The sequence below is a fragment of the Variovorax sp. LjRoot84 genome (genome assembly GCF_964254305.1).
Taxonomy (GTDB): Bacteria; Pseudomonadota; Gammaproteobacteria; order Burkholderiales; family Burkholderiaceae_C; genus Variovorax.
Genome location: NZ_CAXUTE020000001.1, coordinates 97,636 through 109,949, shown reverse-complemented (window position 1 = coordinate 109,949; position 12,314 = coordinate 97,636). Strand labels below are relative to the sequence as shown.

General features: G+C 68.0%; 11 protein-coding genes. 7 read left to right on the top strand and 4 right to left on the bottom strand.

The features are described from left to right. The first annotated feature begins 1 nt into the window (after position 1). The 5 genes from ACSQ9I_RS00570 to ACSQ9I_RS00550 all read left to right on the top strand — a co-directional run bounded on the left by ACSQ9I_RS00570 (position 2) and on the right by ACSQ9I_RS00550 (position 5,646). Positions 2–874, top strand: a complete 873-nt coding sequence (locus ACSQ9I_RS00570; RefSeq protein WP_436311922.1) for a branched-chain amino acid ABC transporter permease — start codon at positions 2–4, stop codon at positions 872–874. A gap of 1 nt (position 875) precedes the next feature. Then, positions 876–1,829 carry a branched-chain amino acid ABC transporter permease gene (locus tag ACSQ9I_RS00565; RefSeq protein ID WP_436311921.1) on the top strand — a complete coding sequence of 318 codons (954 nt, stop codon included), beginning with the start codon at positions 876–878 and terminating at the stop codon, positions 1,827–1,829. Then, positions 1,826–2,572, top strand: coding sequence for an ABC transporter ATP-binding protein (locus tag ACSQ9I_RS00560; protein ID WP_093104603.1), 747 nt, complete (start codon positions 1,826–1,828; stop codon positions 2,570–2,572). The genes ACSQ9I_RS00565 and ACSQ9I_RS00560 overlap by 4 nt, the downstream gene beginning before the upstream one ends. Before the next feature lies 1 nt (position 2,573). Continuing rightward, positions 2,574–3,275 (top strand): ABC transporter ATP-binding protein, encoded by a 702-nt coding sequence (locus ACSQ9I_RS00555; protein WP_093104604.1) that lies wholly within the window; start codon positions 2,574–2,576, stop codon positions 3,273–3,275. A 385-nt stretch (positions 3,276–3,660) separates the two neighbouring features. Further along, positions 3,661–5,646, top strand: a complete 1,986-nt coding sequence (locus tag ACSQ9I_RS00550; protein WP_436311920.1) for a phospholipase D-like domain-containing protein — start codon at positions 3,661–3,663, stop codon at positions 5,644–5,646. Positions 5,647–5,722: 76 nt separating this feature from the next. On the opposite strand, the gene ACSQ9I_RS00545 is transcribed toward ACSQ9I_RS00550, so the two are convergent. The 3 genes from ACSQ9I_RS00545 to ACSQ9I_RS00535 form a co-directional block, all read right to left on the bottom strand. After that, positions 5,723–6,556, bottom strand: coding sequence for an alpha/beta hydrolase (locus ACSQ9I_RS00545; protein ID WP_436311919.1), 834 nt, complete (start codon positions 6,554–6,556; stop codon positions 5,723–5,725). A 76-nt stretch (positions 6,557–6,632) separates the two neighbouring features. Beyond that, positions 6,633–7,034, bottom strand: a complete 402-nt coding sequence (locus ACSQ9I_RS00540; RefSeq protein ID WP_436311918.1) for a hypothetical protein — start codon at positions 7,032–7,034, stop codon at positions 6,633–6,635. A 129-nt stretch (positions 7,035–7,163) separates the two neighbouring features. Then, on the bottom strand, positions 7,164–8,483 hold the full coding sequence (locus ACSQ9I_RS00535) for a tetratricopeptide repeat protein (RefSeq protein ID WP_436311917.1): 1,320 nt from the start codon (positions 8,481–8,483) through the stop codon (positions 7,164–7,166). A gap of 169 nt (positions 8,484–8,652) precedes the next feature. Between ACSQ9I_RS00535 and ACSQ9I_RS00530 the strand changes: the two genes are divergently transcribed. Both ACSQ9I_RS00530 and ACSQ9I_RS00525 read left to right on the top strand, forming a co-directional pair. Beyond that, positions 8,653–9,693, top strand: coding sequence for a GlxA family transcriptional regulator (locus ACSQ9I_RS00530; RefSeq protein ID WP_436311916.1), 1,041 nt, complete (start codon positions 8,653–8,655; stop codon positions 9,691–9,693). Positions 9,694–9,728: 35 nt separating this feature from the next. Then, a complete protein-coding gene (locus ACSQ9I_RS00525) occupies positions 9,729–11,042 on the top strand; it encodes an ArgE/DapE family deacylase (protein WP_436311915.1) in 1,314 nt (437 codons plus the stop codon). On the opposite strand, the gene ACSQ9I_RS00520 is transcribed toward ACSQ9I_RS00525, so the two are convergent. Then, positions 11,039–12,313 carry an aspartate aminotransferase family protein gene (locus ACSQ9I_RS00520; protein WP_436311914.1) on the bottom strand — a complete coding sequence of 425 codons (1,275 nt, stop codon included), beginning with the start codon at positions 12,311–12,313 and terminating at the stop codon, positions 11,039–11,041. The genes ACSQ9I_RS00525 and ACSQ9I_RS00520 overlap by 4 nt on opposite strands. Position 12,314: the final 1 nt, after the last annotated feature.

The following is a 12,314-nucleotide window of genomic DNA, read 5'->3' as shown; positions in this document are numbered from 1 at the left end:
CGTGGACCTCGGTACCTTTCTAGTCCAATGCCTGAATTCGGTGCAGTACGGGCTTCTGTTGTTTTTGGTGGCCTCCGGACTGACGCTGATCTTCGGCATCATGGGCGTGATCAACCTGGCCCACGGCAGCTTCTACATGATCGGCGCCTACATGGCGTTCGCGCTCTCGCCGCTCTTCGGTGACCAGTTCATCGTGATGCTGCTGGCGGGCGTGGTGCTCAGCGCGCTCTTCGGCTATCTGCTGGAGTGGGCCTTCTTCAGCTACCTCTACCAGCGCGACCACCTGCAGCAGGTGCTGATGACCTACGGGCTGATCCTCGTGTTCGAGGAGCTGCGCTCGCTCTTGGTGGGCAACGACGTGCACGGCGTCAGGGTGCCGCCCTGGCTGGACGGCAGCTTCGCGCTCGGCGATCTCATGAGCTACCCGTGGTACCGGCTCTTCGCTTCGGCGGCCTGCGTGGTGCTCGCAGTCGGGCTCTACTACGTGGTCAACCGCACGCGCCTGGGCATGATGATCCGCGCCGGCGCCAGCAACCGCGACATGGTGCGCGGCCTGGGCATCGACATCCGCCGGCTCTACCGCATCGTGTTCGCGGCCGGCGTGGCGCTGGCCGCGCTGGCCGGCATGATCGCGGCGCCGATGTCCTCGGTCTATCCGAACATGGGCGCGAGCGTGCTGATCATCTGCTTCGTGGTGGTGGTGATCGGCGGCATCGGCTCGATCACGGGTGCGCTGGTCGCTTCGCTCCTGGTCGGCTTCGTCGACACCTTCGGCAAGGTGTTCTTCGCCGAGCTGAGCGGCATGGGGGTGTATGTGCTGATGGCCATCGTGCTGATCTGGCGTCCTGAAGGCTTGATGGGGCGCAAGACCTGACATGAAACGCTTCTCGCATTTCCTCCCGCTCGTCTGCGCCATCGCGCTCGCGCTGCTCGGCCCGATGCTGAGCCCCTACCTCTCGGACCTCGTGGTCAAGGTGATGATCCTCTCGATCTTCGCGTTGAGCCTCGAGCTGCTGGTCGGCATGACCGGCCTGGTGAGCCTCGGCCATGCGGCTTTCTACGGTATCGGCGCCTATGCCACGGTGCTGGGCTCCGGCAAGGATGGCGGCTCCATCGCCGTGCTGCTGCCGCTGGCCATGGGCTGCGCCGCCGGCTACGCGCTGGTGACGGGCGCGCTCAGCCTGCGCACGCGCGGCGTCTACTTCATCATGGTCACGCTGGCCTTCGCGCAGATGGCCTTCTTCGTGTTCCACGACACCGCGCTCGGCGGCGGCAGCGACGGCATCTACATGTACATCCGCCCGGCCATCGGCGCGCTCGACATGGAGAACCGCAGCGTGCAGTTCTACTTCGTGCTGGCCGCGCTGGCGCTCACCTACGGCTTCCTGGCGCTGATCCGCCGCTCGCGCTTCGGCGCCGCGCTGGCCGGCATCCGCGTCAACGAGCAGCGCATGCGCGCGGCCGGTTTTCCGGTCTACGGCTACAAGCTCGCGGCCTTCGTGATCGCGGGTGCGCTGGCCGGGCTGGCGGGCTTCCTCGTCGCCTCGCGCGACGGCGTGGTGAATCCCGAGCTCCTGGCCTGGCACAACTCGGGCGAGGTGCTGCTGATGATCATCCTCGGCGGCCTCGGCCATTTGCGCGGCGCGGTGATCGGCGCCGTGGCCTTCACGCTGCTGAAGGAACTGCTCTCCACCCATGCGCTGGTGGGGCCGCTCGCGGACCATTGGCAGCTCACGCTGGGTCTGGCCATCATCGCCTTCGTCGCACTGCTGCCCAAGGGCATCATCGGCATCGCATCGCGGCTCTCGCCGAAGGGGGCGGCCGCATGAGTACCCTGCTCTCGGTCGAAACGCTGACGCGCCGCTTCGGCGGCCTGGTCGCCGTCAATGCGGTGAGCCTGGACCTGCGCCGCGGCGAAGTCCATGCGGTGATCGGCACCAACGGCGCCGGCAAGTCCACCTTGATCAACATGCTCTCGGGCGAGATCGACGCCTCCGACGGGCGCATCACGCTCGACGGCACCGACGTCACCAAGCGCGCGCAGTTCCGCCGCGCGCTCGCCGGCGTCGGCCGCAGCTATCAGCGCACCACGATCTTTCCGGAGTTCACGGTGCTCGAGAACTGCCGCCTCGCCGCGCAGGCCGCGACGCCGCGGCCCTGGGCGATCTGGCAGGCCTCGACGCAATGCGCGACGAGCAATGCCGCGGCGCGCGAAGCGCTGGAGGCCGCGGGGCTCACTGCGGTGGCCGAGCGCGTCGCCGGCACGCTGAGCCATGGCGCCAAGCGCCAGCTCGAAGTCGCGATGTGCCTGGCCACCAACCCGCGCGTGCTGCTGCTCGACGAGCCGCTGGCCGGCATGGGCGCCGAGGAGACCGAGCGCATGCTGGGCCTGCTCGCCAGCCTCAAGGCCTCGCACGCGATCCTGCTGGTGGAGCACGACATGGACGCGGTGTTCCGCATCGCCGACCGCATCACGGTGATGGTCAACGGCACCGTCATCGCAACCGGCGACCCGGCTTCTATTCGTCAGAACCCCGAAGTGCGCACTGCTTACCTGGGCGAGGACCACTGAGATGCTGCAGATCGAAGGCCTCAACACCTACTACGGCGACAGCCACATCCTGCGCGGCATCGACGTCGCGATGCCGGCGGCCACCTCGGTCGGCCTGCTGGGGCGCAACGGCATGGGCAAGACCACGCTGATCCGCTCGCTGATGGGCTATGTGCGTCCGGCCTCGGGCCGCGTGAAGCTCGACGGCGACGACGTCACCGGCTGGGCGCCCGAGAAGATGGCGCGCCGCGGCATCGGCTACGTGCCCGAAGGCCGCGGCATCTTCCCCAACCTCTCGGTGCGCGAGAACCTCGTGATGAGCGCACGCTCCGGCATCGACGGCAAGCGCGCCTGGACTTTCGATCGTGTGATGGCCACCTTCCCGCGCCTCACGGAGCGGCTCTCGCACGGCGGGCAGCAGTTGTCGGGCGGCGAGCAGCAAATGCTCTCGATCGGCCGCGCGCTGATGACCAACCCGCGCTTGCTGATCCTCGACGAGGCGACCGAAGGCCTGGCGCCGCTGATCGTGGCCGAGATCTGGCGCGTGATCGCGGACATCCGCACCACCGGCATCGCGACGCTGATCGTCGACCGCGACTGGCGCAAGGTGCTGGCGCACACGGATCAGGCGGTGGTGATGGAGAAGGGCAAGATCGTGCGGCACGGGCCTTCGGCGGAGTTGCTGGCGGCGCCGGAGGTGTTGGAGGAGTTGCTGGGGGTGTGAAACGGGCGGGGCACACCGAGATCCTCTGCGCAGATCCCAACGATCATGCGCTCGTCGTGAGCCCGAGATGGGAGAAGTTGCTCGGTCGGCGAATGCCGACCATATATCGGTCTTGAGCAATATATGCAACATATCGGCCATGGCCGATATGCAGCGCGGCCGCCGCGCGAGCGCGAAAGCCCGCACTGCTGCGTGGCGCATGCCATACCGGACCATGAGGTCACGCAGATCCTCAGTCTTGAGGGCGCGCTCTTTTTGCCTGGGCGTTCCAATTTGAAGCATCCGGGCTCGGCCCACTCCGCTGAAATCAGCTTGTCATCCTGCGGGGCTAGTTTGCTGCTGCTCAGCCGGCCGGCGCCATTCGCCACCTACCAGGAAGACAGCCATGGGAAAGATTCTCAGCGCCTTCGCGTACGCCAACAACGAAGTGGCCTACATCGCCTGGGATGTGGACGACAAGATCGAGGGCTGCCTCGGCTTTGAAGTCACGCGCGTTTACCTGAACGCCGATGAAAGCGTCGTCGTGCGCAATGACGGCAGCGAAGACCGCGTGCGCTGCGCGAGCTGGGTCGGCTTCTCCGGCCAGCGCAATCCCCACTGGTTGCCGCAGCACACGGGGATCTGGCCCGTGCAGAAGCTCTCGTGGAGAGACCTCACGCTGCGCAAGAGACGCGATGAACTGAATCGCAGGCCCTCGGAGGTGTTCGTTCGGTACGAGATCCGGCCGGTCGGCGACCTGGAAGACGGCATGGAGCCCGCGCCCGACCCCACGCCGAAGACGGTGCGAGTGACCCAGCGTGACGACCACGGGCGCCCCGTCAAGGATGCCGAGGGCAAGCTGGTCAAGATCTCCGTCAAGGCCTACGAGGGCAAGCCCCGCCCGCTGGGCTATCTGGGCCCCGCGGTGCCTACTCTTCCGGTGCGGGTGACGAGCCGTCGCGGCGTTTTCCGCTCGACCTTCACCAACGGCATCCTTGCCGCACAGTGGCTGCGCAACGTGCTGATGGAGGACGGAGAGATCGAGCCGAACGAGTTGTTCGAGAAGATCTCGAACCCGCACGATCCCCACCGAAAGTACCTCGCCGGCGATGTGCTGCCGCTGCTCCACGAGCTGTTCGCCAGGCCCGGCGAGTTTCATCTCGCACTCTACGAGCTGGACGACAAGGAACTTGTCGACCTCTTGCTGGCGAACGCGCAGCGCATCCATCTCATCCTGGCCAACACCGGCAAGGACAACGGCGGATGGGATGGCCGGAACGCCGAGGCACGGGAACGCCTGGTTGCCGCGGGGGCCGACATCCAGCACCGCATGTTCAACAACTCGACGCACATCGGTCACAACAAGTTCGTCGTGCACACGCCCCCGGATGGCGAGTCTCGCTCGGTGTTCACAGGCAGCACCAACTGGACATCCACCGGCGTGGCGGGCCAGACCAACAATGCGCTGCTGATCGAGGATGACGCGGTCGCGCAGGTCTTCATGGACTACTGGCAGCGCGTGAGCGCGGACGCGCTGGAGATTCCGGACCCCTTCGGCGCCCCGATGTCGAAGAACCAGCAGAGTCTCGAGTTCCGGCGCTCGAATGAAGCCCCCGCGCGTCTGGCGCTCGCCAATGGCGCGCAGATCGAGCTCTGGTTCTCGCCCAACATGCAAGGACGCACGAAGGGAACGAAGACGCCACCGGACCTGAAGGAGGTGTACCGGCGCATGCGGCTGGCGCGCGAGGCCATCCTCTTCCTGGCCTTCTATCCCGGCCAGCGCGGCAACGACTGCATCATCGGCGAGGCCATCGACATCGGGCGCAAGGACGGGCGTCTGATCGTCACCGGCGCCGTCTCCAGCGCCCAGGCCATGCCCAACTACGTGCCGGGCAAGAAGAACGATCCCGATGACGAAAGCGACGACGAGCCCGGCGAATCGCCGCGCACATTCTTCGAGGACAAGGTCTCGATCGTGCGGGCGTCGCGCATCGACGATAGAGCGATGCTCGGGGACTTCGGCGCGGAGCAGCTGACCGCCAAGGGCGGAATCGGGGCCATCATCCACGACAAGCTGGTCGTGATCGATCCGCTGTCGCCGGACTGCACCGTCATCCTGGGCAGCCACAACCTGGGCTTCAAGGCCTCGTACTGCAACGACGAGAACATGGTGATCGTCAGCGGCGACCAGGCCCTGGCCGAAGCCTATGCCGTGCACATCCTCGACGTCTACGACCACTACCGTTTCCGGGCTGTGCAGGCGGAACGGCAGCAACAGCACAAGAAGAGCTGGTCCGGTTTTCTGGACACGGACGACTCATGGCTGGAGGGCTACGTGGAGGATCGTCAGGGCGCGTTGATGCGCTACTTCGCGCGCGGCCGCCGGGCGTAGTCCCGGGCAGGCCGATTTCCATCTGCGCGCCGGCGTCTGAGAGCAGGCCGGCGGAGGCCCGGGCTCGGTTAGCGGCTCATGCGGCCTTCGGCTCAGGGAGGACTGCTGTCAATGCGAAGTCGACGAGATGGAGCCAGGTCGCTTCGAGGCCCATGATGCTGCGGTGGTCGGAGCCGGGGATGGTCTGCACGCTGATGGGTGTTGGCCAGGCGGCGATGAGCTTCTGTGAACGCTCCGGCAGCACGACATCGTCCCGCTCGGCCAGCAGGACCTGGGTTTTCGCTGCGACCTCCTTGCAGTGCGCCAGGGAGTTGAACTGGTGCCGCAGCAACAGGGAAAGTGGAACGAGCGGGAAGCGCTTCTTCGCCACCTGCAGCATCGAGTCGTATGGCGTGACCAGCTGCAGGCTCGAGAAGTCTTGTCGCGCCACAAGCTGAATGGCCACGCCCGTCCCCAGACTTCGACCGACGACGTGCAGGCGCGCGTGCGGGAAGGCCCGGCGCAAGTGATTCGCGAACTCTCTCGCGTCCTCGACGGAGGCGACCTCGGAGGGGTGCCCCTGCGAGTCGGCCACCCCCCGATAGTTGACCGCGGCGAAGCCGAAGCCTTCCGGAAGCCAGTGCAGCGCCTTTGCAGTGGCGCGGACATCCTCGCCTCGGCCCGCGAAATAGATGAACAGGTCCTGCAGCGCCTCCTCGCCCTGGGGGTGATAGACATAGCCGCGGACCATCCCGCCCGGCACGGTATGAGAGTAAGTGGAAAAGTCGTCGGACAAGTGAACGACGGGATGCTTGCGAGCGTCGAAAAGGATGTGTCCCTGGCGTGTCGCAAGGAGGGCCCAGTAGGCTGCGATGCCTCCAAGAGAAGCTGCCGAAGCCGATAGTGCAACGCGAAAGACTTTGGATGACAAGGTTTGCTCCGGGGGAAGGGCCAGGGTGTGTACCCCCGTAGTTTCACCTCGTTCCTTCGGACGCACCTGCCTGGGCTCAAAACCCGGGCGGCACCAAACGCTCCGGGTCGGCCAGGATCAAGGCCGCGCGGTACGCCGATCGCCCCGCTTCCTTGGTGAGCTCGCTCAGGTCGTTCCAATCCTGCAGGCGTTCGCTCGGAGACGGAGTCGCCGAACGGTTCAGAAGCAATTGCGTCACGCCCAGCAAGGCACTCGCGGACAGCAGGCAGAACTGCGCGGCCGATCGTTCGGGCTCTGCGGCGTATGCGTTTTTCTCAAGTCGGGCCTTGTGCGCCTGCTCGTCGATCGAAAGTGGCACGAGGTCCGTGTGTCGGAAGTGGGGGACGGCGCCTGTCGAAGCCTCGACTTCGGTAAGCAGCTGTTCGATCGCTGCCAGCGCGCGCTGAATGGACGGATTCTCGACAGGTTTCGGGCTCATGTTTTCGGGTGTGGCACACCGTTGCCAACGACTATCGCCTGCAACTTGGGAGAAATCGTGTGTGCCCCGTGACCTGTCCGCGCAGCGCGAAGATGCGGACCGGGTCATGGCAGTCGATGTGCAGCCTGTTCAGGCGTACGCGGGATCTTCGGTCCGCGCGGATCGGGCCGTCGCCGCCTTGCGCGCCGCCCGCTCGTCGGCCATGGCGCGCACGAGCGCGCGGTCGCCGGCGCGGGACGCGGCCTCGATGACCGTGAGATGCAGCAGATCGCGCTGGGCATGGCTGCCGCCGAGCGGACTGCTGGTCGCGAGCACGGGCAGCAGCAGTTCGACACAGCGCGCATACCGGCCGGCCGCGAAGGCTTGCAGGCCGCGGGCGGCAGGCAGTGCCACCGCCGCGGCAGCCTGTGCGCCGGGGCGCCACGCCGCATCGGCGATCGCGGCGATGCCCGCGTTCGACGCGCCTTCGTCGCCGGCCGCGGCCAGCGCCATCACGGCATGCACGTCGTTGAAGGCGTGAGAGCCCCACGCGGCCTGCAGGCGCCAGCGTGCAGCGAGCGCCTGCCAGTGCTGCGACACGTCGACGCCGCGCAGGCCGAAGCGCCATAGCAGCGCGCTGGCATCGTCGAGGTTCAGGGCGATGGCTTCGGGCGCGGGGGCGACCGTGGCGTCGTAGAGCGCGAGCGCCGCGTCCATGTCGCCGTGCGCCATGTGCATCAGCGCGAGATGCCAGTGGTTGTGGACGGCCATGCCGGAGTCGGTCGCCCAATGGCGCTGCGTGGCCTTCAGCCAGCGGATGCCGTCGGCCGTGCGCCCCTGCATCTCGCAGACGTGCGCCACCGCGTGCACGGCCCAGCTGTCGTGCGGCTGCAGTTCCCACGCGCGGCCGCCGACCGACTCGGCGCGCGCGTACTCGTTGCACTCCTCGAGGCCGAAGGCATGCATGCCGAGCAGGTAGCCGTAGCCCTTGTCCTCTGCGCTCCACTGCGTCAGCGAGCGTGCGACGCGGTCGCGCAGCATGAAGGAGTGGCCGAGGAAAAGATCGCCCAGGTGCGCGAGCTGCAGCGCGAACAGGTCGCGCGGATGGTCGATCAGGTGGCGGCCGAGCAGCTGGTTGGCGCGCAGCACATCGCCACCGCTCCAGGCGCCGAGCGCGGCCAGCAGCGACTGCTCGCGTTCGTTGGCCTTCTGCGGGCTGGCGGCCGCAGCGTCGACGCAGGCCTTCGCCATGCCGTGCAGCTGGCCGTCGAAGCTGCCGAGCAGCATGCCGGCCATCAGCAGCTGGCCGGAGACAAAGCCCGGATCGCGTTCGAGCACCGGGGTGAGCACGGCAACCGGATCGGTGCGGAAGCTGTGGAACAGATCGAGCGCGTGCTCGTAGGCGGCGAGCGATGCGCGATCGGTGGTGGAGAGCGCTTGGCCGTGGGCATCGCGGAGGGTGGCGGTCATGAGAAAAGGTCCTGGTGAATGGTTGAGCGGATTGCGCATCGAGCGTAAATTCGCCCCTCCTTCCCGCACGAAGCCATTCCGGCAACAAGACTGACGAATAAGCCATGAGCGCAGCGCCGGGCCGCCCCAAGCAAGCTCGCACCGCAGTGCGAAGCACGAAGGTGTTTCAATGACTACCGCCGCCCGGCTCCCGCAGATCGCCATCGTCGCCACGCCGCTCAGTTCCGCGTCGGTGGTCTACGGCATGTACGAGATGTTCAAGTGCGCGGGCCGCGACTGGTCGTGGGTGCTGAACGGGCGCTACGGCGAGTCGGTGCTCGACCCGGTCATCGTCGCCTCGCGCCCCGGCGAGGTGACGGGCTGCAACGGCTTGCCGATACGCATCGACCTGCCGATGTCGGAGTGCCCCGCGCCGGACGTGGTCTGCGTGCCGGAATCGCTGCTCGCGCCCGACCACAGGCAGGTCGGCATGTTCGAGCTCGAGGCCGCCTGGCTGCGCCGCTGCCATGCCAACGGATCGCTGATGACGGCGGCCTGCTCCGGCGCCACGCTGCTGGCCGAGGCCGGCCTGCTCGACGGCCACGAGGCCACCACGCACTGGGCCTATTGCGAGACGATGCAGCGCCGCCATCCGTCGGCGCGGGTGCAGGCCCAGCGCGCACTGGTGGCCACCGGCGAGGGCCACCGGCTGGTGATGGCCGGCGGCGGCAGCTCGTGGATGGACCTGGCGCTCTACATCATCGCGCGCTGCGTCAGCGTCGAGGCCGCCATGCAGGTGGCGCGGCTGATCCTGATCGACTGGCATCACGTCGGCCAGCAGCCCTTCGCGCGCGTGGCGCGCTCGACGCAGGTCGAAGACGCGTTGATCGGCCGCTGCCAGGCCTGGATCGCCGACCACTACGCCGACCCTGCTCCGGTGGCCGCGATGGTCCAGCAGAGCGGCCTGCCGCAGCGCTCCTTCCAGCGCCGCTTCAAGCTGGCCACCGGCATGGCGCCGCTCGAGTACGTGCACACGATGCGCATCGAAGAGGCCAAGCACCTGCTCGAGACCAGCGAGCTGCCCGTCGCGGCCGTGGCGGAGGAAGTCGGCTACGACGACGCCGCCTTCTTCGGCCGCCTGTTCCGGCGCCAGGTGAACCTGACGCCGCCGCAGTACCGCCGGCGCTTCGGCGGTTTGCGCGCGGTCCTGTCGGTGCACGGCAACGCTTGAGCGCGGCGGGCACAGAGCTTGCGGCGGGCCAGCGCATGAAGAATCCTTCCCCCGCCGTCGATCGCACCCGCCTGCTCGCAACGATCGAGCGGCTCTCGCCGCGCATGACGGAGATCCTGAGCGAATTCGTCGCGGCGCCCAGCCTGTCGGGCGCGGAGCAGCCGGCCGCCGAATTCTTCGAAGGCGCGCTGACCGAGCTGGGATTGGAGCCCGAGCGCATCGTGCTCGACAGCAGCCTGATCGAAGGCATGCCGCTCTTCTCCTGTCCGTGCGACCCCGACAACGGCCGCTACAACCTGCTGGCGCGCCACCTGCCGCGCATGGGCGGCGGGCGCTCCGTGCTGTTCAACGGACACATCGACGTGGTGCCCACCGGACCCGAGGCGCTGTGGACCCGGCCGCCCTACATTCCATGGGTGAAGGACGGCTGGCTGCACGGCCGCGGCGCGGGCGACATGAAGGGCGGCCTGGTCTGCGCGCTGATCGCCTACCATGCCTTGCGCGAGATGGGCCTGCAGCCGGCCGGCACCGTCGGCTTCAACGCCGTGCTCGACGAGGAGAACACCGGCAACGGCACGCTCGCCACCGTGCACGCGCTGCAGAACGCGCTGGGCAAGGCGAAGCTCAGCGACTTCGATGCGGTGCTGATCCCCGAGCCCTTCGGCGAAACGCTGATGCGCGCGCAGGTCGGCGTGTGCTGGCTCTTCATCGACATCACCGGCCGGCCAGCGCATGTCGCCTACATGAGCAAGGGCGTCAACCCGATCGAGGCCGGCATCGCGATCATGGCCGACCTGAAGGCGCTGGAGGCCGAGTGGAATGCGCCCGAGCGCCGGCATCCGCTGTTTCGCGACGTGGAGCATCCGCTCAACTTCAACCTGGGGCGCATCGAGGGCGGCGAGTGGAACTCGTCGGTGCCTTGCACCTGCAGGCTCGGCATCCGCTTCGGCTTCTTCCCCGGCACGACGGCCGAGGAGGCCACGCTGCAAGTGACGCAACGCATCCGCGCCACCGCGGCCCGGCTCGATGCGGATCTCACGGTGGAGATCAACGCACGCGGACATTTCTCGCCGGGCTGCGAATACGAGCTCGACGCGCCGCCGCTGCGCATGCTGGCCGAGGCGCACGAGAAGATCACCGGCGCCGCGCCCAAGCCGCTCGCCTGCACCGCCACCACCGACGGCCGGCACTTCGCGCTGATGACCGACATCCCGGTGACCGTCTACGGCCCGCTGGCGCGCAACATCCACGGCATCGACGAAGCGGTCTCGCTGGACAGCATGAAGCGCGTGGCCGCCACCATGGCGCAGTTCATGGCGGACTGGTGCGGCGTCGAGCCGCTCGACTAGAGCGTCGTCAGCACGCTGTCCAGCGTGTCGACCAGCAGGTCCGCATGGGCTTCGCTAAACACCAGCGGCGGACGGATCTTCAGCGTGTTGGCGTCCTCGCCGGTCGAGCTCAGCAGCACCTGCCGGTCGCGCAGCGCGTTGACGATGCGCGCCGTCTCGGCCGTGGCCGGTGCGCGCGTGGCGCGGTCGCTCACGAGGTCCACGCCGACGAACAGGCCGGCGCCGCGCACCTCGCCGACGAGCGCATGGCGCGCGGCAAGCGCCGTCAAACGCGCGCGCAGGTACTTGCCGACGCGCTGTGCGTTCGCCATCAGGCCTTCGCGCTCGATCACGTCGAGCACCGCCATGCCGGCGGCCATCGAAACCGGGTTGCCGCCGAAGGTGTTGAAGTAGCGGCATTCGCGCGCGAAGGCGGCGAGCACCTCGGGCTGCACCGCGAGCCCGGCCAGCGGATGGCCGGCGCCGAGCGGCTTGCCCATGGTCACGATGTCGGGCACCACGCCGTGGCGCTGGAAGCCCCAGAAGGCATCGCCGGTGCGGCCCAGCCCGGGCTGCACTTCGTCGGCGATGAAGATGCCGCCGGCCGCACGAACGGCCTCCACCGCCTCGGCCAGGAAGCCTGGCGGGTCGGTGAAGATGCCGTCGCTGGAGAACACGGTGTCGACCATCAGCGCGGCCGGCCGCATGCCATGCGCCTGCAGATCGGCAATGGCGGCGCGCACGCCGTCGGCGAAGGCCGCACCGCCGCCGTCGGGCGCCGGCACGGTGCGCACGGCGTCGCCGAGCTGCACGAACTTGCCGAGCGAGGGCGAGGCTTCGGCGATCGATGCGGTCACGCCGTGGTAGGCGAAGCGCGTGACGATCAGGCCACAGGCCTTGGTGTGCGAGCGCGCAATGCGCATCGCCAGGTCGTTGGCCTCGCTGCCGGTGCAGGTGAACATCGCGTGCGCGAGCTCGGCGGGCATCGTGGCGAGCAGGCGCTCCGCATAGTCGAGCACGCCTTCGTGCAGGTAGCGCGTGTGCGTGTTGAGCACGCCGGCCTGGCGCGCGATGGCTTCCACCACATGCGGATGGCAATGGCCGACCGAGGCGACGTTGTTGTACGCGTCCAGGTAGCGCCTGCCGTCGGCATCGTGCAGCCAGACGCCCTCGCCGCGGACCGGGTGCAGCGGCGTCTCGTAGAAGAGGCGGTAGGCCGGGCCCAGGACCCGCGCACGGCGGTCCATGAGCGAGCGGGTCGCAGGAGGGATCGCAGAAGTTGAGGTCGGCATG

Bases quoted from the DNA above. Each gene is read 5' to 3' on its own strand.
- ACSQ9I_RS00565 (WP_436311921.1), top strand. From the start codon at position 876: ATGAAACGCTTCTCGCATTTCCTCCCGCTCGTCTGCGCCATCGCGCTC.
- ACSQ9I_RS00560 (WP_093104603.1), top strand. From the start codon at position 1,826: ATGAGTACCCTGCTCTCGGTCGAAACGCTGACGCGCCGCTTCGGCGGC.
- ACSQ9I_RS00555 (WP_093104604.1), top strand. From the start codon at position 2,574: ATGCTGCAGATCGAAGGCCTCAACACCTACTACGGCGACAGCCACATC.
- ACSQ9I_RS00550 (WP_436311920.1), top strand. From the start codon at position 3,661: ATGGGAAAGATTCTCAGCGCCTTCGCGTACGCCAACAACGAAGTGGCC.
- ACSQ9I_RS00540 (WP_436311918.1), bottom strand. From the start codon at position 7,034: ATGAGCCCGAAACCTGTCGAGAATCCGTCCATTCAGCGCGCGCTGGCA.
- ACSQ9I_RS00535 (WP_436311917.1), bottom strand. From the start codon at position 8,483: ATGACCGCCACCCTCCGCGATGCCCACGGCCAAGCGCTCTCCACCACC.
- ACSQ9I_RS00530 (WP_436311916.1), top strand. From the start codon at position 8,653: ATGACTACCGCCGCCCGGCTCCCGCAGATCGCCATCGTCGCCACGCCG.
- ACSQ9I_RS00525 (WP_436311915.1), top strand. From the start codon at position 9,729: ATGAAGAATCCTTCCCCCGCCGTCGATCGCACCCGCCTGCTCGCAACG.
- ACSQ9I_RS00520 (WP_436311914.1), bottom strand. From the start codon at position 12,313: ATGCCGACCTCAACTTCTGCGATCCCTCCTGCGACCCGCTCGCTCATG.